The organism is Johannesbaptistia floridana, assembly GCF_057440575.1.
In genome coordinates this window covers 1-22,143 of record NZ_JALKVM010000055.1, presented here as the reverse complement: position 1 = coordinate 22,143, position 22,143 = coordinate 1, and the positions used below count along the sequence as shown (strand labels likewise).

The following is a 22,143-nucleotide window of genomic DNA, read 5'->3' as shown; positions in this document are numbered from 1 at the left end:
AAAAAATGTTAATTATCTGGTTACTGCTTCTGTTAATCTCAGTGTGGATAGTCCATTGGGGAGCTGATAAACTTGGGGAGCCATTAGAAAAACTGCGACGTCAATGGGGACTTTCGGAAGTAGCAGGGGCTGCTGTTGTGGCTTTAGCCACAGCTAGTCCTGAAATCGCCACGAATACCGCCAGCGCTGTGCAGAGAGTTTCTGATATTGGTTTAGGTAACTTATTAGGAAGCAATATTATATCTGTACCTGCAATTGTTACAGTAGCCTATCTTAGCTCTCAAACTTCTAAGGCTCAAAGAAATATCTCTGCCTCAGTAAATAATCAAAAAACTGGCCAAGAAAATCATCCTCAACTTGATGAAGTAAAATCTTGGACTCCCCTAAGGGTGCGTTCAATTATGGGAAGTTTGCTTACTAATCAGCATTTATTTACTATATTTGATTATTATGGTAGTCTGGGTCTTATAAATTTTCTGAAGCCTTAGATGTTGTATTTGACTAAACAAGCTGATATTAAAGAAATAATTCTTGATTTATGTGAAGTTGATTGTCTGTGGCTAGATACTGAAGTAGCCGATTATAATACTAAAAATCCTCATTTATCTTTAATCCAGATGTTGGCACATCCTGATAATTTAGATGGTAGCCGAACTTATTTACTAGATGTGTTGGGGAAACCGGAGTTAATCGAGTTTTTCATTGAACAGATTATGAAAAACCAGGAGATAACCAAAGTTTTTCATAATGCTAAATATGATTTAAAATTTTTGGGTAAAACTAAAGCTAAAAACATAATTTGTACTTTAGAATTAGCTAGAGAAATCCCCTATTATCTTTTACCTGTATCCAGTTACAGTTTAAAAAACTTAACCGAATATTTGACTAAATTTAAACATATAAGTAAAGAAGAACAAAGCAGCAATTGGGGCACAAGACCTCTGAGTTTTCCCCAATTAAAATATGCTCAAATGGACTGCATCTATCTGAGGGAAATTTATTACCAATTAATGCAGCTTCAAGCTCAAATATCCCCTAATCCCCTGGAGGAAGACTTAGAGTTATTAGCTCAAGAATACCAAAAGTTAGAGAAAGATGCCCTATTAATCACTTCAAAAATGGAAAATATTAAAGAGAGACTCAAAAAAGCTATGATTGAGCAAAAACAAGCAGAAGTTCAGGGAATTAAATTATCATCTTACTCAAAAACTACTGTAAAAACTGATTTTAGAGAGTTAGTACGATTAGTTAATACTAAAAATATTGATTTAGATTTAACCATAACTTTAACTAAAAAAATACAGAATCAAATTGGTGATAGTCTCCCCGAAATCGAAATAGATACTCAAACTATAGAAGTTACTCGTTTAATCACTCCAACCAATGACCAAACTCCTTGAGAAAACAACCTTGTTGAATAGCTTCTCGAATCTTGCGGGTAAAACTAATTAATTCATGAATATTGTGCAAAGATATGAGAATATAACCGAGCATCTCTTTACATCTAACTAGGTGATTCAGATAGGCACGACTAAAATTAGAGCAGGTATAACAGTTACAATCAGGGTCTAAAGCTTGTAAATCCTCACGAAAACGAGCGTTTTTTAAATTCCAACGCTCTCCTTGGACTAAAGCTGCCCCATGACGACCTAAACGAGTGGGAATCACACAATCAAATAAATCTACACCAGAGGCTATAGCTTTGGCCATTTCTCGATAAGTGCCTACTCCCATCAGATAACGGGGTTTATTTTCTGGTAACAAGGGAGTGGTAAATTCTACAATTTGATGAATTAATTCTGGTATTTCCCCCACACTCACTCCCCCAATCGCGTAACCGGGTAAGTCTAAATCCACTAGCATCTTCGCAGCACGGGCTCTCAAGTCCAAATGAACCCCCCCCTGAACAATGGGAAAAATTACCTGTTCTTGGGGTCGTTGATGGGCATTCAGACAGCGTTTTAACCAGCGATAGGTACGTTCTGTAGCCTCGATGATTTCCTCCCGTGTGGCGGTGGCGGGAGGACATTCATCAAAGGCCATAATTACATCTGCCCCTAGAGCGTTTTGAATTTCAATAGAACGTTCTGGTGTAAAATCAATGAGACGCCCATCTCTAGGAGAACGAAAAGTTACTCCTTTTTCGCTAATTTGACGTAAGTTGCTCAAACTAAATACTTGAAAACCACCAGAGTCTGTTAAGATTGGACCACTCCAACCCATAAAATTGTGTAATCCTCCCGCCTTGGCCACAATTTCTTCACCGGGTTGTAAATGTAGATGATATGTATTCGCTAAAATCATTTGTGCTCCAGTTGTTTGTAGCTGTGCTGGAGTTATACCCTTGACGGTGGCTAAAGTTCCCACTGGCATAAATCGTGGCGTTTCTACATCGCCATGGGGAGTTGTCCAAATACCTACTCTTGCTTGAGTAGAATGACAGGTCTGTTGAATTTTATATGAGAATCCCACTTATGATATTTAAATTATTTTATGCTTAATATTCTTCATCGTCTGATTGTTCATCTAATTGTACATCCCATCTCGCTGAGAGTACTTGGTTTAACATTACTTCTAGAGTAGCTGCATCTAAATTAGTAGTTTCTCCAATGGAAAAGTCTGTTTTTAAGGGTATGATTTTTAGTTGGCGGTTATCTTGAATTAGATTAAAACCTGTATCTCCTTCCTGAGATTTTTCTATCTTCATGTATTCAAAGCTTTGTAAGTTTATATAGAGTTTATTATTCGCTACTATGGTGCTACGCAGCGCCTCATTAAAAACTTCTTTAATCCAACCTTGCCCTTCGTTAACTACTTGTTCATCTAAAATATGAACATATTTTACTTGTCTGACGTCATTGAGTAAGTGCAGCATATCTTGCTTGTTGATTACAACTCCAGATTCAACGATACATGGAGCTGATAGTTGTTCGGAAGAATGATGATGATAGGTCATGGTTTTACCTTGAAAGAGAGATTATTTGTAGTTAATTAGTTATTAGCCTTAAAAGATTAACTGTCATTTTTGATTAGTTTTAGCACAGATTAACTTATTATGCTCGTTGATTAATCTCAGGAGTTCAGATTGTTAACTAAATTATAACTTAGTTTTGTGTGCTAAGCCAAAGGGTGAAATAATAAAAAATAGAAAGGTATCCCACCTTTCTAAAAAATATAATTAACTTTTGATCATCAAATACGTTGCAGTAAGTTAGTGCCGTGGGTATCAGTGCCGCAGGTCATCAATAGGTCGTATTCCATAGCGAGTTTTTTAACTTTATTGCTTTGTTTAGGACTTGGAAACCAAGGCTGAGGATTTCCATAGGCATAGTAAGCTTCTACAGCATCAATGCCTAATTTAGCTGCTTGGGGAATTAATTCTTCTTCGGAAATATGATAGCGACAAGGATGGGCTAAAACTGCGTATCCTCCGGCAAGTTGAATCGCTTTAATTACTTGTTCTGCTTGGGCATATCTATGTCTGGGAGTTTCTCCGGTGAGATAATTTTCTAAACTGGGATGTTTAGGGTTAAAAGCATAGCCGAGAATATGTACATCTATCGCGTATAATTTGGCAGTAATTTCTATTCCAGTCCAGAGTTGAGGTAATAATTCTCTGGGGTTTTTTTGTTGTAATCCAAGAAGATAGTTATGGGCAATTTCATATCCCTCAACACAATGATGGTCTGTAATAGCAAAACCTTTTAAACCAATAGCGATCGCTTGGTCTACGAGTTTTATTGGTGTTAATTGTCCATCGGAACAATTTGTATGTAAATGAAAATTATAGTGATAAGGACAACTATCTCCTCTAACCGTCTCCCAAACTGTTTTAATTGCTTTACTATCTTGAGCTGCTAGTTGGTTAATAGATAAAAGTTTCATTAGTGATATATTTGACAACAAGTTTATTTAATTTATTTATACTTCCAAGATAACAAAAGTTAATCTAAAATGCTCTTCTTACTCCTATAATTATCAATTCAGATTACTTATGATCAAAATAAGCTAAAGCCGTCTTACCTCTTATCTCAAAGCATGAGTGACTATTAAAGCCAGTTTTTCAGTTCTTCCCATCCTAAACCTTTACGAATTACTGTAGGCAGGTCATCATTAGTTAAATCAAGGATTGTGGAAAATTCGCTCTTAGATTCTGTATCATCATCGATAATGATGTCTACTAAATTTTCTAGATTATCAAACAGTCTTATTTTTTCTAAACTTAGTGTAGGCAAAGTCCCATCATCATCGGGTAAATGGGCTGAAGTAGAAATAATAGGATTTCCTAAATTAGTTAAGATTGCTTGACAAACAGAATGATTAGGAACACGAATTCCTGTAGTTTTACGTTTGGGACTCATTACCAGTTTAGGTACTAGTTTAGTAGCAGGTAAGAGAAAAGTATAAGGACCAGGAATTAAGCGCTTCATAATTCGATAAGCAGAATCATTGACAAAGGCATATTCAGAAATATTGGACAAAGAAGAACAACAAAAAGTCAAAGGTTTATCATTTGATAATTGTTTAATTTCTCGCACTCGTTTAACGGCGGATTTAGCTTGCAAATCACAACCAATCGCATATACTGTATCGGTAGGATAAAGCATAATTGCCCCTTGTTTTAAAGCATTACTAATTTCTGTAATGCTACGAAACTGGGGATTTTCTGGATGAAGATTATAGATAGTAGCCATAATAACTAATGATCAAAGTTGCTTATTTAAAATGTCCCACAGGGATAGCGGGTGATATGTGTTTAGGTGCCTTAGTAGATTTAGGTGTACCCTTAGAATACTTAATTATGCAGCTTAAAACTCTCTCAATGAGTGATGAGTATCAAATCAGACATAAAAAAGTGATGCGTAAGGGTCAATTAGCTAGTAAGATTCATGTAGATATATCTACAGAAAATTCTTCAATACCAGCAAGACATTTACCAACAATTACTAATTTAATTGCCGAGGCAAATTTACCTAGTAGAGTTAAAGATTGGAGTCAACAAATATTTCAAAAATTGGCGATCGCCGAAGGATTAGTACACGGATTACCTCCAGAAAAAGTACACTTTCATGAAGTAGGTGCTACAGATGCTCTAGTTGATATTGTAGGCACTTGCATAGGTTTAGAGTGGTTAGGAGTCAAGGAAATTTATTGTTCTGCTTTACCCATAGGAGGGGGGGAGATAAAAACATCCCATGGACTGTTATCAGTCCCAGTACCGGCAGTACTAAAGTTATGGGAATTGCGTCAAGTACCCATATATGATAATGGCATAAATATGGAATTAGTGACACCTACGGGAGCAGCGATCGCTGTAACTCTTTGTGAAGATTTTGGTCCTTGTCCAAAGATGAAAATAGACAAAGTCGGATTAGGGGCAGGGGATCGAGATTTATCTATACCCAATATTTTACAAATTTGGCTAGGGACTAAATCAGAAATTGATAGTAGTTCTAATCTAGATTCAATTGCTGTATTAGAAACCCAAATTGACGATCTCAACCCCCAAGGAATAGGTTATTTATTTGAGCGTTTGTTCGCCGTTGGGGCGCTAGATGTTTTTACCCAAGCAATAGGCATGAAAAAATCCCGTCCAGGTATTCTCTTAACGGTAATTTGCCCACCCAATTTAATTTCTGATTGTGAACAGATTATCTTTTCGGAAACTACCACCCTAGGGATTCGTCGCTTGATTCAACCTCGAAGTATACTCTCCCGCCGTTTAGAAACCCTTGAAACAAAATTTGGTCCGATTAGAGTCAAAATCGGAGAAAAAGATTCACAGATTCTGAATATCCAACCAGAGTATGAAGATTGTTTGGCGATCTCCCGTCTTCACAATTTACCTTGGTTAACTGTTTATCAAATGGCTATCAATGCTTGGTATAGCGCTACGCACAGGGAATAGAGAACTCCAAAAACAGGGGAATAAAACTTCAAAACTTCAAAACTTCAAAACTTCTTACTTCTTACTTCTTACTTCTTACTCCTTACTTCTTACTCCTTACTCCTTACTCCTTACTCCTTACTTCAAAACTTCAAAACTTCAAAACTTCAAAACTTCAAAACTTCAAGATTCATCCACAACCAGTAAATGAGTGATAAAGATGCTTTGGTGTGAGTCAACGGTCATTTGTCACCCCGTCAGGCGATCGCTTCTAACTTTTTTTTATTGACTAATGCTCCCAAAGCTATAATCCCAAAACTAATAATAGTACTTGGTTCAGGAGTGCTTGTACTATTATTAAATACGTATGCCGAACCAGTATCATCGTCGGTAGGAGCACCAATCAAAGCTAAATTGCCATTTATAGCTACAGAAAAACCAAACTCATCTCCGGCAGCACCATCAGGAGGAATTAATTTTTGTAAAAAATCGCCGCTATTAACGTCAAATAAATAGGCAGCACCGCTATTATCTCCTAACTCATCATCACCAGGAGCACCAATTAAAGCCAGATTATCATCTAAGTCTACAGAATAACCAAAAAAATCATTTTCATCAGCATCATCAGCGGTTAACTTTTGTAAGAAGTCACCACTACTAACGTCGAATAAATAGGTAGCTCCCCGATCATTGTTATTAGGAGCACCAATCAAAGCTAGATCACCATTTATAGCTACAGACCAGCCAAACTGATCATTAGCTCCAGCATCGGGAGCGAATAACTGCTGTTCAACACCAGTATTTAAATCAAATAAATAGGCACTACCAGTATTATTACCTAAATTATCATTACCAGGAGCTCCAATCAACAGCCGATTCTCATCTAAATCTACAGAGATACCAAAAAAATCAAAATCAGTACCCCCCGGCATAGTTAACTTTGATCCTACAAGATTACTAAGATCGACTATGTGAGCAGCACCACTATTATCTCCCAGTTGATTATCAGCAGGAGCGCCAATTAAGACTAAATCATTATCTAGGGCTCCAGAAAACCCGAAAAATTCATCTACTTGTCCGTCAGGGGGAGTCAATTTTTGTCCAAAGGCGCTAGTAACATCTGGGACAAAATAAGCAGCACCAGTTTCTCCTATACCGGGGGCACCAATTAAACCACTGCCACTATCTATAGCTACAAACTCACCAAATCGCTCATTATTCTCTACAGTATCAACTGTAAATAATTTTTGTAAAAAATCGCCTGTTATAGCATTAAAAGTGTAACTAGCACCACGAGCAGTATCCCCTAATTGACCATCATCCCCAGGAGCACCGATTAAGGCGAAATTATTATCTAAAGCTACAGAGTTACCAAATAAATCGTTGACTGCCGCATCGGTAGCTGTTAACTTGTTCTGAAAAGAAAAGGCCATTGCCTTTCCCTCTGTAGAAAAACATGACAAACATAAAGCTACTGCTATTGATTTTTTTGTAGACTTTGACATTTTGTGTAAGGATTAATTTCATATTGATATTGAGTATAAAAATATTTTTATTGAATAGTCAAGCTATATAATCTTGGAAAAATAAGAATATCCTCAGATAGTTTAAGTAACTATGAGGATTTACTTGATTCTTTTCTTTGATATACTAGAGATATTTTCGACTAAAGCATCTGTTACATTTACTGCTATATCAATATTTTTATTCCAATGATTTAACAATAACTAAAAAAACAGTTCATTTTTTTTATTTATATATAGGGAAATCTAGTAAGTAATTTCAGAGAAAGCGAGATAAATTTTTTATGTCTTTCTTATTCTGGTATTTGATAATTTGTTGACCTGCTATATTTAAGCATAAAAACTAAAAATTTACTAGGCTCTTTTGGCATTAGGAAAGAAATTGTCTACCTGGTTAGATTTTCTTCCCTGTTGCCTATTGCCTTTTGCCTATGAACGATAACTTTTACTTATCACCACCTGATTGATTTATAGTTCTACATCAGGTGGTAAGATAACCTGATCAATAACATGGATTACTCCATTAGTAGCTTCAATATCAGCAGTTGTTACAGTAGCTTGATTGATTTTTACCATTTCTGGATTGGAAACATCAACTGCTATCTCACCTCCTTCTACTGTTGTCACATTTCCAGTCATGAGTTCTGTAGAAGTTACACTGCCAGGAACAACATTATAAGTTAAGATTTTGACTAAAACGTCTTTATTTTCCGGTGCTAGTAACATTTCTAATGTTCCTGGAGGTAATGCTGCAAAAGCTTCGTCTGTGGGTGCAAAAACCGTAAAGGGTCCTTCTCCTTTGAGAGTGTCTACTAATTCTGCTTCTTGTAAAGCTGTCACTAGAGTATTAAAAGATCCCGCAGCAATTGCTGTATCTACAATATCTGTTTCTGATTGCGCTACTAGTTGAGGAGAGGAAGAACTTGTTTCCATTGAGGCGATCGCCTGATTCTCGCTTATATTTATTAAGTTGATCCCAATAGGTGAAAGGGCTACTATTGCTAGTATATATCTCAATTTAGTCATTTGTTAAAATTTGATTTACTCAATATATCTTTCTGAATCTAACTTATTTTTGTAAATTTTGACAAAGTTTCGTAAATTTTTGTTTACTGAAAATCTCTACCAGGTAAACTCTCTAATGCTACTAATGCCGCATTAGATCCGGCGATAATATCCCTTTCTTGTCCTCCTAGATACAATCTGCCGAAACTTCCCACGGCATTTACTTGTAAAATATTAATTAAAGCAGCTTTTTCCGCCTCATTAGCTGCTAAAGCTGCATAAGCTGCTGGTTGCACTTCTAAGACAAAAAGAGTTTCTCCCGCTAAAAGCATTTGCCCCCGGCGATTACGATTAATCAACTGAGCCTGATTAGCATCAATATTACGAATAATTTGACTAGAAATAATTTTAGGTTTGAGACAGTCTTGAGGTGTAGTTTTTAATAAGCTTAAAATTGCTCTCCCTGCCGCTCTAGTTTCTCCTTGTTTACTTGCGTGGATTTCTAACAGTCCATATAAACGCTCTACAAATAAAACTCCCGGGCGAACTACTGCCGATTTTAACGCCACGTCAGTAATTCGGTTAATTTCTACACCAGGAGAAACCTCAATCCACAAAGAAGCATCACCTGGTAATGGTAAAAATCCTAGAGCAACTGTACCAATATAGGCGGCGTGTTGTGGTTGCAAGTTATCTAAATACACATAACTGCGCAGTTCTACGCCCAAGTTAATTTCTCCCTGTATATAACAACTATAAAATTGTACTTGATTTAGTTCTTGATTATGAGGTAATGGAGAAAAATTGCCAAATTTTCCACAAAATAGATAAGATACAATTGCCTCTAAATAGGAATCCACTGTTTAATGAATAATGGACAAACTCAATCAATTACTTCTAAGGTTTCTCCTTGGTTAACTCCTCTTGCCTATAAATTAGCTAGGTGGATAGTTTTGCCATTTTATTTTGGCAAGATTGACATTACCGGACAAGAAAATATTCCTAAAACCGGAGCTGTAATTGTTACCCCCACTCATCGCTCTCGCTGGGATGCTATCATTGTACCCTATAGTATAGGGAAACGTGTTAGCGGTAGGCATCCCTGGTTTATGGTAACTTCCTCGGAAATGAAGGGGATTCAGGGTTGGCTTATTAGACATCTCGGTGGTTTTCCTGTGGATGTAGAACATCCCCATATAAACAGTTTACAATATAGTATTGAATTACTCACTAAAGGCGAAATGGTAGTGATTTTTCCAGAAGGAGATATCTATCGCGATCGCCAAGTCCATCCCTTGAAGCGAGGAGTAGCAAGAATTGCCTTAGAAGTTGCTAATCAGGAAGAAAATATCCCCATCAAAATTCTCCCTATGGTTATTCACTATAATCAGACTTTTCCTACTAAAGGATGCAATCTCCAAGTTAAGATAGGACAACCTCTAGATGTCACTAAATATCTAAATTCTTCCCCAAGAAAAGCTTCTAAATCTCTTACCCAAGACTTAGAAGCTATTCTCAAGATGTTATTTGCAAATAATCATCAAATATAACTAAATGACTACCTAATTATCTCCATTTACGATTTCCTTCTTGTGATCAACGCCTAACGGCATCTAAGGTTAAAACACAGAATCATAACCCCAAGCAGAATCAAGAGGTACACGTGATCAACGCCTAACGGCATCTAAGGTTAAAACACATTACTGGGGGCCACGTTATGAAAAATCAATTGCTGTGATCAACGCCTAACGGCATCTAAGGTTAAAACACCAAAGGGGGAAACCAAGGGACCCCGACCCTTAAAGGAGTGATCAACGCCTAACGGCATCTAAGGTTAAAACACCAGGGAGGTCCCCATATTTTTCCCTAAAACTTTCCGTGATCAACGCCTAACGGCATCTAAGGTTAAAACACAAAATCACCAGATAAAACATTACCAAATACAACAAGTGATCAACGCCTAACGGCATCTAAGGTTAAAACACTTGATTTATCTTAGTACTACTATTCCCCCCGAGAATGTGATCAACGCCTAACGGCATCTAAGGTTAAAACACGATTGGATATCATAAACCAGGTAGTTTAGCTCCATAGTGATCAACGCCTAACGGCATCTAAGGTTAAAACACAAATCATTGTAGAGTTTGTATGTGTGGCCACTACGTGATCAACGCCTAACGGCATCTAAGGTTAAAACACTCTATGTGAGGTACTGAAAGCTAGTGGGCATAAAATGTGATCAACGCCTAACGGCATCTAAGGTTAAAACACAACTCAATCAATCTTTCCATATTCTCATCATTTATGTGATCAACGCCTAACGGCATCTAAGGTTAAAACACCTACACACGTTGCAATACCTGAAAGGTGAAATATTGGTGATCAACGCCTAACGGCATCTAAGGTTAAAACACTCACTCAACACCTGAGACTCAGGCCCGATTTGCATCGTGATCAACGCCTAACGGCATCTAAGGTTAAAACACTTGGTCATTTCTTGCCGCGCCATTTCCAGTGAAAACGTGATCAACGCCTAACGGCATCTAAGGTTAAAACACTTGCACAGATAATAGGTTTGCCCCGGGGTTAATGTGTGATCAACGCCTAACGGCATCTAAGGTTAAAACACAGCGATCGCCAAAACCCCTAACTAATCTAGTTCTCTACTCAATTTTACAAGCACCTCAGTAAAATAGCTAGTAAGTTGATAATTATTAACAAAATCAGTGAAATTGTCTTAGCTTAAAGCATTAACTGACAAGGGTTAGAGAGTTTTGCAAGCACCTCAAGGCACAAAAAAATCCCTCAAACCTTTAACTAGTAAGAATTAGATAGGGTTTATTTTCAAAAAATAATCAAACAACCAGAGGTGCTTGCATTTAAAGATAAGCAAGATAAAAACAAAATCTTAATTTTCTGAAAAGCACATCTACTCAGACCACAGCATCTCTACCTAATGTTACTGGTGGTGGATGAATAATGAGTTTTGAAGTAATGAGTAAGAAGTAAGGAGTAAGGAGTAAGGAGTAAGGAGTAAGGAGTAAGGAGTTTTGAAGTAATGAGTTAAAGAATTAATGCGATCGCGCTTAAAAATTGATTCTCCCTTGTCGGCCAATTTCTGTACTTTTGTTTTGGTGCAAGATATGAGTCTAAGGATTTTGGTAAAAACTATTCTTTAACTACTCATTATCTACAATCTTATTTCTCAAAATAATTGAACCAGCTAAGACAATTAAAATAGCACCAAAATAAGAATTTGTATCTAATAACTCATTCCACAATAACCAACCCAAAAATGACCCAAATAGAACAGAAGTATAAGTAAAAATACCGACTTTAGCGGCGGGAGCATTTTGATAACCCCGGGTAAGTAATAATTGGCCTGTGGTAGTTGTTAATCCAAGTCCGATTAACATCAAGTATTGAATCATGGTAGGACTTTGCCATGTCCAAATTAGGGGAATCAGGGAAACGAAAACACCAACTATAGCGAAATATGAGACAATTCTCAGGGGTGGTTCGGTAGCCGAAAGCTTGCGTATAATCACAAAAGCTATAGCTGCCATTAAACTACTTCCTAAGGCTACAAAACTTGCCTCATTAATATTTCCTTCTGGCTTCAAAATTAGGAAAACTCCAATAAAACCCAACCCTCCCGCCAAAACAATTTGTTTTGAAATCATCTCTTGAAGCAAAATTAGAGAAACAAAGGGAATAATCAAAGGAATTGTCGATTTGATTAACATCGAATCTCCCAAAGGCAGATAACCTAATGAGTAGAAAAAGGAATACATGGCACCCATGCCTATGAGTGAACGAAATAGGTGTAAATGTAAATATTTGGTGTTTAAAATTCCTGTCCCCGCTTTTAACAATAAAGGAGTTAAAATAATTAATCCAAACAGATTACGAAAAAATACAATTGATTCGTATGGTAATGAAACAGATAATAATTTAATAATGGCGGCACCTAAGGCAAAACTTAATTCTGAAGCGACTATAAAAAATGCTCCACGCCAAACATTCTGACGATTAGTCATATTTCGTTCGTTTAATTAGCTACACACCTTTTCCCTGACTCCTACCTTAGCTCATTTTTATTAGATATGAACCTCGCGATCGCGCTACCATAGAATAAAATTATTTTTCTATGGATGATAAACGTATTTGTTCTGCCTCTGAGAGAGTATCTTCTGGATTTTGTTGTGTAGAACCTTGAACATAATTTAGTTTTACTTCTTGCAATAGTTCAGATAATAGTAGTTGTAATTCTGATTGGGTGGTTTGAGTTTGTAATTCTTGGCGCAAGGCATGTTTAAAATTTTGAGCTAAATTCTCAAACAACTCTCTACCTCTTAAGTCGCTGTAGGAGGTAACAATAATTTTATACACAGATTGGGCTAAATAGTCAGCTATTTGGTCTGTAGCTTCTATGGGTAGCATTTCTAATCCCAAGGAATTTTGCACTCGTTGATAAAAATCAGATTGTTGCAAAGTACCTTTTAAGCTGTGACGTAACAAGGCTTCTACCTCTGGTTGTACTTTCGGCAAAACTTTATAAATCGTCAGTTCTAAAAAGCGATCGCTAATTGCATCTATTTTATTAATCTCACTAACTTGTACATATTTTTGTGGCTGTAGTAAACTTTTAGCTACTTCTCCACTTTCTATGGCTTCTTTGGTTTGATTAATCAGACGTACCATGAGAAATACAGAAACTCTATCAGCGAGATAAGCTGCTGGTTCGTAGGTTATTTGGGCAATAATTCTTTCTAAATTAATTATACCTGACTGATGGAGTCGTACAGAAACCGGAATTATTCTTAACCAACGCCAGATAGGCAACAACATTAGAGTATCATACCAACGTCTCAACATAACATCACCCCAGGATGTTTTCGCTTGAGAGATGGAAATCAACAGAGTTCTTACTAGGAATTCTAGGGCAAAAAATATCCCAAAAAACAGGTCAATTTTCCAAAAATAGTCGATAAACTGACCATTTTCATCTATACTGCGATAATAACTAACTGCTAAGAGGGGAGCAATTTTCTCTTCAAAAAAATTCAGTGCTTGAAATGGTCCTACTTGATTAAAATACTCTACAGACCAAAATTTCATAAAGGCTTGTCTAGCGGAGGAGGTATCAAGATGGTATTCCATTCGACGCTTAAGTTTAGCAAAAGTACCAAATTGATTGGCAACAGAAAAGGGATTTTCTGTGAGTAAATAAATACTTTGTTGACGCAGTTGGGCAAAAAGTTCCTTAGTTGAGGTTGTATTTATTCCCCCTTGTGTAATTTGTTCAGCTAGGGAGTTTACTGTCTCTAAGTAAATACTAGTATCAGGATGAGGTTCAATTGCTTTTATGGGATCATATATTTTTACTAAAGGAGGAATTTCCCGCAGATAAATATTACGAAGGGGAATATAACTTAAGTTAAAAATAACTAGTAAAAGGTTAACTAAAGCAGTTATAGCAACTATCTTATGCCACCAACTGCGTCCTTGTAATTTTTCAGCAATTAGTGGTTTCATACATATTTCCTTTCGTTTTTGATTAATTGTTATATTAAATGTTTACACCATGCTATCAATTTTCGCTTTTAGTTAACCTCTATCAAAAGAATGAGTTTTAGTTATAGGTAAAAAAATCAGAAGCCAAGATGATATCTAAATCCTGATTAGGATTAATAGAAATTAACTCTTGACTGCGTCCACTGCCAAATAACCAACCACCCAAGGCACCTAAACCAACACCCCCTAAGACCTCTTCGGTGGCGATCGCTTTATCTCCTGTTACCGCGGCCAGCACTGTTGCGGCGGCTGCCCCCACTACTGCCCCTTGTAAGATGGAGCGTGGATTAGTACGACGGTCAATTGTTTCTGTGCGAGTAATTACTCTAGAATAACCATCTATATTTTGTCTTCTACCATCTCTAAATATTATTGTTTCTGCTATAAACTGAGATCCATCAGCAACTGGCTGTATTTGACCACTTATTTCTGTGCCTGCGGGAATAATTACTACTCCTTGAGTATCTCTGATATCTCTAAGTACTTCTAGAGTTATTGATAAAAGTTCTTCTTTGGTTAGTAAAATTTTATCTGTTTCATTGGATCCTAGAGGTATTTCTGTTCCTGCTTCAATGATTCTTCGATAATTGTCATTTCTAGTGGGGTATGGTTCTCTAGGATATCTATTATAATCTTGAGCTTGAGCAATTGTTCCTAGGGTACCAGAGGTGAATAACAAAGCTAAAAGTGCAGAGGTAGAAACTTGAGTAACTTTTTGACTAATCATAATTTTTATTTGAACTCAACTATCTATTAAGACAGTAAGTGTTTATTTTTGTTCCTAACTGCAAAAAAAGAAAGATCAACTCATATCTTGCATCAGAACAAAAGTACTAAATAGGCCAACAGGCGAGAAGGGGGAGCACCGGAGCACGGGAGCACCGGAGCACGGGAGCAGGGAGCACCGGAGCACGGGAGCAGGGAGCACCGGAGCACGGGAGCAGGGAGAGGGGATTTTTTGCTAATAATAAATCCCCTTTTTTCTAATAATAGCTAAAAAGAGCGTCAACTTTTGTTGTGTCTAGCTTCTAGCTTACGACAAAATTTTAGAATAAAACAGCCCTGGGGGAGAGGGGGAGAACTGATAAGGGTAGTATTAGTAGGGTGTGTTAGGGCGAAGCCCGTAACGCACCAAATTATGTCAGTAACCAGTAACTTTGGGTAAAGATGCTTTGGTCTGAGATCAAGGGGACTCAAATTACTTATATTATTACATTAATACTACTTACCCTAGAGTTGACAAACTGTATAAAAGAATTAACTATAGAGACAAATGCAACTCCTTCCAGTTAATACCTAAAATGTCTATAGCTATTGACATCGATTTCAGTCACTATTATCTCTACGAAGAAATAGTTAAATACCTCCAAGAAATAGCCGCCAAGTATCCTCATCTAATCGAACTCAAAACAATTGGCCAAAGTTACGAAGGCAGAGATATTATCTTGGCAATTCTTACTAATCAAGAAACAGGCAACTATCTCAATAAGCCAGGATTTTGGATAGATGCTAACACCCATGCAGGAGAAGTAACTGGTTCAACAGTTGCTCTCTATTGTATTGCTTATCTTGTAGAAGGATATCAGCAAAAAGATGGCCAAGCTACCATGTTATTAGATAATTATACCATTTATATTTTGCCAAGGATAGCAGTAGATGGCGCCGAAAAGTATCTGACTACCCCCTATAAATTACGTTCTAGTACTAGGATTTATCCTCATGCTGATAGTCAAAATGGACTACGTCCAGAAGATATTAATGGGGATGGTTTAATCCTACAGATGCGTATTAAGGATGATTGTGGGGCCTGGAAAATTTCTGAAGAAGATTCCCGGTTGATGCTACCCCGTGAACCTAGTGAGTTTGGCGGTACTTACTATACAATTCTTCCTGAAGGTTTAATCAATAACTACGATGGTTATACTATTGAGTTGGCTTCTACCCTAGAAGGAATGGATTTTAATCGCAATTATCCTCACTTATGGAAACCAGAAGCAGAACAAAAAGGCGCTGGAGATTTCCCCTTTTCTGAACCAGAAACTCGGGCTGAAGCTGAATTTTGGCGGCAAAATCGGAATATCAATGGGTTTATCACCTATCATACTTATTCTGCTGTTATTTTACGTCCTTATAGTACTCATCCTGATGAACATTTCCCCCAAGAAGATTTGGAAATGTATAAATTTATTGCTTCTAAAGCTAAAGAAATTACTGGCTATGAATGTGTTTCGGTTTACCATGATTTCCGTTACGATCCTCACCGGGTTACTTCTGGTGCTATGGATGATTACGGCTATGATAATTGGGGGTGGTTTGGCTATACAATTGAATTGTGGGATGCACCAACAGCAGCAGGTATAGAAAAACAAGATTATGTTCAGTGGTTTCGCTGGCATCCTCCAGAAGATTCTCTCAAATTGCTGAAATGGAATGATGAAAAACTAGGCGGTAGTGGTTTTATTGATTGGCAACCTTTTTCTCATCCTCAATTGGGGGAAGTAGAAATTGGCGGCTGGAATGAAAAGGCTGTTTGGCAGAATGCACCATCTCAATATTTACCTGATTTATGTGCTAAACAGTGTCAGTTTGCCCTGATTCAGGCTTTGATGTCTCCCCGTCTTGCTATTACTCGTACGGATATAACTGCTGAAGGAGAAAATATTTATAAATTAGTGGTGCAGATTGAAAATCAAGGGTTTTTACCTACTTATACTAGTAAGAAAGCTTTAGAACGTAAAGCAGTACGGCCAATTATGGTAAGATTATCTCTTCCCAATGATGCAACTTTGATTAGTGGCAAGTTAGAACAGGAAATTGGTCATTTAGAGGGTCGTTCTAACAAGACTTTTACTAAAATCGCACAAGGTAATGATTATCGCTCTCATATTAGTTGGATAGTTAAAATTGAGACGGGATCAGAAGCTGAAGTCACTGTGAAAGCAGAACGCGCAGGAACACTTATTCAAAAAGTAAATTTTATATGAGGTGAAATAATACAAATTCACCAGGAAAAATACTCCTATTTCCGTCGTTTACGGCAAAGATAGGAGTCTATTATTTGATTAGCGGATTCTGGTTACTTTTTATATTTCACTTTAATACTTTAATGTAAATAAATCAACTGAATATCTTGGGGTAAATTAGCTTGTAGCTCCAAAGAAGCATCTAAGAGAATTTGATTAACCTGAGTAAGAGAAATCAAATCTCCTTCTGAATGTAAATAAGTGGTGATACGGGTTGGAGTCCAATTAAACTTTTGATTCATAACCAAAATAAAACGATATAGAGGATTTAAAGTATCTAAACTAGCTTCAACATAACACCACAAGGGGGGAGGAGTGATATTGAAATCATAGTTGATAAATTCAGGAACCTCAACTTTTTGCAGAAAAATATTCGTGTTACGAATTAACCAATCTTGTAAACAATTAAACTCAGATTTGGAATGAGGATTCAACACCAAGCCGCGTAATTCATAAAAAAATTGTCGCCAGGCGATCGCGCTGAAATACTCAGCCACCTCTAAATTAACCACAGTTTCGGTAATTAAACTATATACAATTGGGTGGTAGCGACAAAAAATAGCAGTAAAAAACTTACCCTGTTCGGGATATTCCTGATAATTTTTTAGTAATTCAGCATCGCTTTGAACTTGCAAAGCCTGAATCAAAGGATGATTTGTCTCTTTAAACCTAGGTATGTACACAAAAAATATCCCCCTCGATATTTATAAAATGAGGTTTTTCAATTTATTTGAGCTATCTTAGCAGCAGTTTTCACCGAAAAACCACTAATAATCCCTGGAAAAATTTAGTAAAAAAAGACTTGAAAACCTGTTTTTTTTACTAACAGATAAGTATATTTTAGAAATTGATTGTCTTTTTCTACCTTTGTTTGCGCCTATCTATTTTAACCAAAACTAGAGATTTTGATTTCTTATCTTGCTTTGAGTTGGTAAACTAAATTATGGGCTTTACTTACTGCCTGCCAGAGTAAGGAAGGATAGTTCTCCAAATATAGTGAATTGGGACTTATTGTTTCTAACTCTTCTAAAATTGGCATAATTAAAGAACGAGCATAACTCCCATAAGCGACTCCTGCTACATAACTTTTAGCTGTTTTATCGGCAGTTTTTAAAAGTTCTTGTGCTTTTAATTTTGAAATTGTATAGTTATTAGTACCTCCTGCTAACTGTATAAATCCTGGTAACTGATATTTGAGAACTTTAGCTGCTAATTTAATTGTAGCGTGAGTAGTACCATCTCCTATATCTCCACTCATCGGTCTTCCATCCATTTGCCAAATTAGATAACTAGCACTAGGACTAACAATTTCTGCTAAGGTATTCAAATAGTCAAAAAGATTATGGCCATCAGGACAACTAATAGCTAAAACCTGGAGTTGATCGCTATAAGGTGATAAGACACGCCACAATTCTTCAAAGGCAGCATTTCTTCCTAGTTGAGTATGGATTTCTACAGCTTCTACACCTAACTCAGTTAAACGGGAGGCGATCGCCTCAACAGTAGTAATTAAAGCTTCAGATTGAATTATGTTACTAGGACAAATTGGCAAACAACGTCCACAGCCATAACACTGGTCTGTAATTACACCACTAAAATTAATTGCTTTTGCTGGACAAATCTGTTCACAAGGACGTGGACAAGTACTTGGACATTGACTAGAATTGAAAAAAGCTTTACGAAAATGGGGATCTTCGCCGTCGTTGAGACTAACCATTAACAAAGGTTTTTTTTGATAGAGAAACCCCTTTGCTTGAGCAGTTTTGCCTAAATCTTTAGCTATAGCGATTCCTTCGGAGGCAGCTTTGATTACTGCTGGGTCTGCCGCTACGTCAATACAATCGGCACCAGCTAAAGTATAAGCTAAGGTAATATTTCTCACCGCCGGAAGATGTTGATAACTTGCACCACAAATTAATTTAAACCAAGTTCCTGTGATTAGACTCGAAGTAGCTTGATTAATCATTGAAATATATAGTCATTTATCTATAAAATTATTAAAATATAAGTCTATACAAATGTATTTTCTCTATCCCTTAAGATTGACGGTACATATTCCGCAGAATATCTGCTGGGTCTATGGACTGATTGTTATATCGGATAGCCCAGTGTAAATGAGGTCCGGTAGTTCTCCCGGTCATCCCTATTCTAGCAATTCTCTGTCCTGTTCCCACAGTTTGACCCTCTTTAAGCAATACACCCCTTTGGTCATCTATTAGATAGCGTCCCTGTTGGTTTGTTAGTATATAACCATTGAGATGACAGTAAATATGTTGCCAATTTCCTGATTGAATGGTTATTTGAGTTCCACAGGCTGTATTGTCTGACAACTTAATTATTTTACCACCCCACCAACTGCGAATATAACTTCCTAAAGGTGCCGCAATATCTAAACCATCGTGAAATTCTCTTATTCCTGTAGAGGGAGAAACGCGATAACCATAAGGAGAAGTATAAGCTTGAAAATTTTCTACGGGAAAAGATGCTTGTTGCCAATTAGTGGCTATTTGTACTTCTCTTGCCAAGGTTGGTGAAATTTGAATAGTACCTAAGAGTATACAAATGACGATACTAGATAGAGTTAGTCCCCAAAAATTAGTTAATCTTTTTTTTAGTTTCATTTTCTTTTTTCCTCAAACTCCAAGGCTTTGTGTTAAAAAATGTTAACTTATACTAGAATTTTTGAGTTTTAATAACTGTCTCACCCGGGAAAATTATAAGTGATGTTATCAAACTTCACCACTATTTTATTCCTTTGTTGTTTAAACTCAAACCAAGAATATACCTATAGTTCAAATTTTGCCTCAAAATTCAATAGTTACTGATGAATGTATAGTTCGGAGTTGAGAAAAAATAAGTAATTATACTTAATTTTGGACCACAAAAACTCTTTTAACCTTAACAAGACAAAAAACAAACTTTTCTATCTATGCCTTTGACTGTTATAATTATGAGAAATCTTAACAACATTTGTTAAATCATCTAACAAATAACAAACACAATAAACTACTAAACAACTATGGAATTAGCTTTGTTATTAACTTTACCAGAAGCTTACGCTATCTTTGACCCTCTCGTTGATGTTTTACCAATCATTCCTGTATTTTTCCTCGCCCTTGCTTTTGTTTGGCAAGCTGCGGTAGGTTTTAGATAAACAGGAAATATAGCCAATGCTGAATCATAGATTACAGTATTGGCTTGTATTTCTACTACCGAGATCAAATACGTTTCATTCAAGTATATGTATTTAAAGACTACATGGTAAAGATGCAAAATCTGAGTTGATTACGGGTAACCACTGTAGCATTAAGTGATAACGCGATCGCCCTTTTGAGTAATGAGTAATGAGTAATGAGTAATAAGTTTTGAAGTTTTGAAGTCTTGAAGTTTTGAAGTTATGAGTAAGAGAATTAATGCGATCGCGCTTAAAAATTGGTTAACACTCAAGGCTTATTCAGTATTTTTGTTCTAAAGACCCTTTTCTTAGGCGAAAGAGAAATGAACTTTTTCTCGCGTCAGGCGGTCATCTATGGCCCCGGATTTAAAATCCGGGGCCATAGATGACCACAATAATTTGGTACATAAGTACTGGTGGAAGATGTGAGCCAAAGAGAGTTGCCGCAACATTTTGAAAAGTTTGCTCAAGATGTTTATGTAATTTAGTAAATAATGATATAATAGATTAATAATATTTTTAATCCTGAGTTTTATTTCCCCTTAAAATGTTACAAGCGGCATGAGTAATTCGCATATTTTCGGTACTTAAAGCTAAATGTGGATGAGTAGCTAAAGGTTTTATATGGTCAATATGAGATCCTTTAAGAGATAAAATAGGTTTTTGACAAATAGGACAACATTTATTTTGTTTTTTGTATTGTTCTTTTTTCCATTGTTTTCCTTCTTGAGAATTACGCCAAGCATTGAATTGATTTCTAGGATCATATTTCTCTTTGATTTGATTAATTTTTATCTGAGTTTTTTTTAAGTGTTTGTTAGTTTGTAACTGGAACTTAAAAAGTTTTTCACTCAAGTTTTCTAAGGTAATCTCTGTTTTATGATTCATTTCCCTTAAAGTGAATATATTTGTATTAAAAATTACTAGATTTTATGACTAAATTTAATTAAAAATTATTTTTTCCTTTAATAGTAGCTATATTAGCTTCGAGTTCCGTCAAATAATTATTAGTGGTAACTATTTTTTTAAATAACTCTTTACTGAGTTGATTTAATTCTGGGTCATTGCCTTGTATAAATGGTACCTTAACCACATTGTCTAAGCGGTCTAACAAAATCTGTAAAATTACTTGGAGATTATGGCGCGTTTTTGATTTAATACGAGAATTAGATAAATATTGCTTAATTGAAGAAACAACATCAACTAAAGAATAACTATAAGACCGATTATTGATGCCGATGGGAGTTAAATTTTGAGTGATTTTTCTCGCTTGATATTGAGTAGCGCCATATCCTTTTAGTTGTGTTCGAGTGGTAAATTGTTGTGTTTGTGTCATGAGAAAAGAATCATTTGCCGAGAATTATGAAGCTTTTTGATGATGTTGTTCATAGGTTGCTAACATAGCTTCAATCCAAGGATCTTTTAAGCCAAACTGCTTATAAAAACGGTAAAGTTTAGCAATAACAGGAATAAATACACTTTGCATTTCCTGGATAGTTTGCTGACTTTGTTCCATGTGTTGTTGATATTCAGCTTCTATTTGTTTAATTTCATTTTTCTTACGGGTTACCTTTGCTTTTTGCGCTGCTTGAAGTCGCTGACGATTTAATAATTCTGGTCCAGCAAATTTAGCTAGTTCAATTAAAAGTTCTTGTTGATTGGTTGTGTGGAAATCTATATGAGAAAAGGCTCGTTTAGCATCTGCCTCTGTCCATTCAAACTGTTTGGCAAATTCAATAGCTTCTTTTTTGGTCATGATTGTAGTTGATTAAAAAGCTTTTATCTTTATTTAATTATCTCATATTATCTAATGATTATCAAGTAAATCCAAAAAAAAGCGCCCCTAAAAAGGGACGCTTAGAGTTATATTTTAATCAAGTTCAACTTAACCTTTGATTGCAGGTGCAGTTTCTACACTTGCTAAGTCTAGAGGGAAGTTGTGAGCGTTTCTTT

The 22,143-nt window shown here is 36.2% G+C and carries 22 protein-coding genes and 1 CRISPR repeat array; of the genes, 6 read left to right on the top strand and 16 right to left on the bottom strand.

Annotated features, from left to right (window positions below; all coding sequences use genetic code 11):
• Window positions 1-5 precede the first annotated feature (5 nt).
• Window positions 6-488, top strand: a complete 483-nt coding sequence (locus MW688_RS04050; protein WP_486734635.1) for a hypothetical protein — start codon at window positions 6-8, stop codon at window positions 486-488.
• Window positions 489-1,400 carry a ribonuclease D gene (locus tag MW688_RS04045; RefSeq protein ID WP_486734634.1) on the top strand — a complete coding sequence of 304 codons (912 nt, stop codon included), beginning with the start codon at window positions 489-491 and terminating at the stop codon, window positions 1,398-1,400.
• Here MW688_RS04045 and tgt read toward each other — a convergent pair.
• The 4 genes from tgt to MW688_RS04025 all read right to left on the bottom strand — a co-directional run bounded on the left by tgt (window position 1,372) and on the right by MW688_RS04025 (window position 4,694).
• On the bottom strand, window positions 1,372-2,472 hold the full coding sequence (tgt, locus tag MW688_RS04040) for a tRNA guanosine(34) transglycosylase Tgt (RefSeq protein WP_486734633.1): 1,101 nt from the start codon (window positions 2,470-2,472) through the stop codon (window positions 1,372-1,374). The genes MW688_RS04045 and tgt overlap by 29 nt on opposite strands.
• Before the next feature lie 25 nt (window positions 2,473-2,497).
• Window positions 2,498-2,956, bottom strand: coding sequence for a hypothetical protein (locus MW688_RS04035; protein ID WP_486734632.1), 459 nt, complete (start codon window positions 2,954-2,956; stop codon window positions 2,498-2,500).
• A 236-nt stretch (window positions 2,957-3,192) separates the two neighbouring features.
• Complete coding sequence (locus MW688_RS04030) at window positions 3,193-3,885, bottom strand: PHP domain-containing protein (RefSeq protein WP_486734631.1); 693 nt, start codon at window positions 3,883-3,885, stop codon at window positions 3,193-3,195.
• A gap of 164 nt (window positions 3,886-4,049) precedes the next feature.
• Entirely contained in the window at window positions 4,050-4,694 is a 645-nt protein-coding gene (locus MW688_RS04025; protein WP_486734630.1) for an L-threonylcarbamoyladenylate synthase, read from the bottom strand.
• 8 nt (window positions 4,695-4,702) lie between these two features.
• On the opposite strand from MW688_RS04025, the gene larC reads away from it, so the two are divergent.
• Window positions 4,703-5,908 (top strand): nickel pincer cofactor biosynthesis protein LarC, encoded by a 1,206-nt coding sequence (gene larC / locus MW688_RS04020; protein WP_486734629.1) that lies wholly within the window; start codon window positions 4,703-4,705, stop codon window positions 5,906-5,908.
• 236 nt (window positions 5,909-6,144) lie between these two features.
• Here larC and MW688_RS04015 read toward each other — a convergent pair whose 3' ends face one another.
• The 3 genes from MW688_RS04015 to ccmP form a co-directional block, all read right to left on the bottom strand.
• On the bottom strand, window positions 6,145-7,392 hold the full coding sequence (locus tag MW688_RS04015; protein ID WP_486734628.1) for an FG-GAP repeat protein: 1,248 nt from the start codon (window positions 7,390-7,392) through the stop codon (window positions 6,145-6,147).
• Between the two features lie 486 nt (window positions 7,393-7,878).
• Entirely contained in the window at window positions 7,879-8,436 is a 558-nt protein-coding gene (locus tag MW688_RS04010; RefSeq protein WP_486734627.1) for a fasciclin domain-containing protein, read from the bottom strand.
• A gap of 83 nt (window positions 8,437-8,519) precedes the next feature.
• The gene (ccmP, locus tag MW688_RS04005; RefSeq protein ID WP_486734640.1) at window positions 8,520-9,143 is read right to left on the bottom strand and encodes a beta-carboxysome protein CcmP; all 624 of its coding nucleotides are present in this window, start codon (window positions 9,141-9,143) and stop codon (window positions 8,520-8,522) included.
• Between the two features lie 138 nt (window positions 9,144-9,281).
• Between ccmP and MW688_RS04000 the strand changes: the two genes are divergently transcribed.
• On the top strand, window positions 9,282-9,965 hold the full coding sequence (locus MW688_RS04000) for a lysophospholipid acyltransferase family protein (protein WP_486734626.1): 684 nt from the start codon (window positions 9,282-9,284) through the stop codon (window positions 9,963-9,965).
• A 42-nt stretch (window positions 9,966-10,007) separates the two neighbouring features.
• Window positions 10,008-11,044: direct repeats of the CRISPR family, unit length 36 nt; unit sequence GTGATCAACGCCTAACGGCATCTAAGGTTAAAACAC.
• Between the two features lie 550 nt (window positions 11,045-11,594).
• Here the strand turns inward: MW688_RS04000 and MW688_RS03995 are convergent.
• The 3 genes from MW688_RS03995 to MW688_RS03985 form a co-directional block, all read right to left on the bottom strand.
• Window positions 11,595-12,455 carry a DMT family transporter gene (locus tag MW688_RS03995; protein WP_486734625.1) on the bottom strand — a complete coding sequence of 287 codons (861 nt, stop codon included), beginning with the start codon at window positions 12,453-12,455 and terminating at the stop codon, window positions 11,595-11,597.
• A gap of 100 nt (window positions 12,456-12,555) precedes the next feature.
• Complete coding sequence (locus MW688_RS03990; RefSeq protein ID WP_486734624.1) at window positions 12,556-13,953, bottom strand: hypothetical protein; 1,398 nt, start codon at window positions 13,951-13,953, stop codon at window positions 12,556-12,558.
• A gap of 97 nt (window positions 13,954-14,050) precedes the next feature.
• Window positions 14,051-14,719: a hypothetical protein gene (locus MW688_RS03985; protein WP_486734623.1), complete on the bottom strand. Its 669-nt coding sequence runs from the start codon at window positions 14,717-14,719 to the stop codon at window positions 14,051-14,053.
• Window positions 14,720-15,293: 574 nt separating this feature from the next.
• Between MW688_RS03985 and MW688_RS03980 the strand changes: the two genes are divergently transcribed.
• Complete coding sequence (locus tag MW688_RS03980) at window positions 15,294-16,976, top strand: M14 family metallopeptidase (RefSeq protein ID WP_486734622.1); 1,683 nt, start codon at window positions 15,294-15,296, stop codon at window positions 16,974-16,976.
• A gap of 119 nt (window positions 16,977-17,095) precedes the next feature.
• Here MW688_RS03980 and MW688_RS03975 read toward each other — a convergent pair whose 3' ends face one another.
• The 3 genes from MW688_RS03975 to MW688_RS03965 form a co-directional block, all read right to left on the bottom strand.
• The gene (locus MW688_RS03975; RefSeq protein WP_486734621.1) at window positions 17,096-17,698 is read right to left on the bottom strand and encodes a sigma-70 family RNA polymerase sigma factor; all 603 of its coding nucleotides are present in this window, start codon (window positions 17,696-17,698) and stop codon (window positions 17,096-17,098) included.
• Between the two features lie 230 nt (window positions 17,699-17,928).
• Window positions 17,929-18,981: a circadian clock protein LdpA gene (gene ldpA / locus MW688_RS03970; protein ID WP_486734620.1), complete on the bottom strand. Its 1,053-nt coding sequence runs from the start codon at window positions 18,979-18,981 to the stop codon at window positions 17,929-17,931.
• A gap of 70 nt (window positions 18,982-19,051) precedes the next feature.
• Window positions 19,052-19,636 carry a M23 family metallopeptidase gene (locus tag MW688_RS03965; RefSeq protein WP_486734619.1) on the bottom strand — a complete coding sequence of 195 codons (585 nt, stop codon included), beginning with the start codon at window positions 19,634-19,636 and terminating at the stop codon, window positions 19,052-19,054.
• 398 nt (window positions 19,637-20,034) lie between these two features.
• Here MW688_RS03965 and MW688_RS03960 point away from each other — a divergent pair, with 398 nt between their 5' ends.
• Window positions 20,035-20,169 (top strand): photosystem II reaction center protein K, encoded by a 135-nt coding sequence (locus MW688_RS03960; protein ID WP_486734618.1) that lies wholly within the window; start codon window positions 20,035-20,037, stop codon window positions 20,167-20,169.
• 540 nt (window positions 20,170-20,709) lie between these two features.
• Here the strand turns inward: MW688_RS03960 and MW688_RS03955 are convergent.
• Genes MW688_RS03955 through MW688_RS03945 form a run of 3 tightly spaced genes read right to left on the bottom strand, consistent with a single transcriptional unit; the run spans window position 20,710 to window position 21,946 of the window.
• Window positions 20,710-21,078, bottom strand: coding sequence for an HNH endonuclease signature motif containing protein (locus MW688_RS03955; RefSeq protein WP_486734617.1), 369 nt, complete (start codon window positions 21,076-21,078; stop codon window positions 20,710-20,712).
• Between the two features lie 58 nt (window positions 21,079-21,136).
• The gene (locus MW688_RS03950) at window positions 21,137-21,526 is read right to left on the bottom strand and encodes a hypothetical protein (RefSeq protein WP_486734616.1); all 390 of its coding nucleotides are present in this window, start codon (window positions 21,524-21,526) and stop codon (window positions 21,137-21,139) included.
• Window positions 21,527-21,550: 24 nt separating this feature from the next.
• Entirely contained in the window at window positions 21,551-21,946 is a 396-nt protein-coding gene (locus MW688_RS03945; RefSeq protein ID WP_486734615.1) for a hypothetical protein, read from the bottom strand.
• Window positions 21,947-22,143 lie beyond the last annotated feature (197 nt).

Coding starts and splice junctions, on each gene's coding strand:
- ldpA (WP_486734620.1), bottom strand. CDS start 18,981: ATGATTAATCAAGCTACTTCGAGTCTAATCACAGGAACTTGGTTTAAA.
- MW688_RS04030 (WP_486734631.1), bottom strand. CDS start 3,885: ATGAAACTTTTATCTATTAACCAACTAGCAGCTCAAGATAGTAAAGCA.
- MW688_RS04050 (WP_486734635.1), top strand. CDS start 6: ATGTTAATTATCTGGTTACTGCTTCTGTTAATCTCAGTGTGGATAGTC.
- MW688_RS03960 (WP_486734618.1), top strand. CDS start 20,035: ATGGAATTAGCTTTGTTATTAACTTTACCAGAAGCTTACGCTATCTTT.
- MW688_RS03950 (WP_486734616.1), bottom strand. CDS start 21,526: ATGACACAAACACAACAATTTACCACTCGAACACAACTAAAAGGATAT.
- MW688_RS04035 (WP_486734632.1), bottom strand. CDS start 2,956: ATGACCTATCATCATCATTCTTCCGAACAACTATCAGCTCCATGTATC.
- MW688_RS04025 (WP_486734630.1), bottom strand. CDS start 4,694: ATGGCTACTATCTATAATCTTCATCCAGAAAATCCCCAGTTTCGTAGC.
- MW688_RS04015 (WP_486734628.1), bottom strand. CDS start 7,392: ATGTCAAAGTCTACAAAAAAATCAATAGCAGTAGCTTTATGTTTGTCA.
- MW688_RS03945 (WP_486734615.1), bottom strand. CDS start 21,946: ATGACCAAAAAAGAAGCTATTGAATTTGCCAAACAGTTTGAATGGACA.
- MW688_RS03990 (WP_486734624.1), bottom strand. CDS start 13,953: ATGAAACCACTAATTGCTGAAAAATTACAAGGACGCAGTTGGTGGCAT.
- MW688_RS03985 (WP_486734623.1), bottom strand. CDS start 14,719: ATGATTAGTCAAAAAGTTACTCAAGTTTCTACCTCTGCACTTTTAGCT.
- larC (WP_486734629.1), top strand. CDS start 4,703: ATGATCAAAGTTGCTTATTTAAAATGTCCCACAGGGATAGCGGGTGAT.
- MW688_RS04045 (WP_486734634.1), top strand. CDS start 489: ATGTTGTATTTGACTAAACAAGCTGATATTAAAGAAATAATTCTTGAT.
- MW688_RS03980 (WP_486734622.1), top strand. CDS start 15,294: ATGTCTATAGCTATTGACATCGATTTCAGTCACTATTATCTCTACGAA.
- MW688_RS03995 (WP_486734625.1), bottom strand. CDS start 12,455: ATGACTAATCGTCAGAATGTTTGGCGTGGAGCATTTTTTATAGTCGCT.
- MW688_RS03965 (WP_486734619.1), bottom strand. CDS start 19,636: ATGAAACTAAAAAAAAGATTAACTAATTTTTGGGGACTAACTCTATCT.
- MW688_RS03955 (WP_486734617.1), bottom strand. CDS start 21,078: ATGAATCATAAAACAGAGATTACCTTAGAAAACTTGAGTGAAAAACTT.
- MW688_RS04010 (WP_486734627.1), bottom strand. CDS start 8,436: ATGACTAAATTGAGATATATACTAGCAATAGTAGCCCTTTCACCTATT.
- MW688_RS04000 (WP_486734626.1), top strand. CDS start 9,282: ATGAATAATGGACAAACTCAATCAATTACTTCTAAGGTTTCTCCTTGG.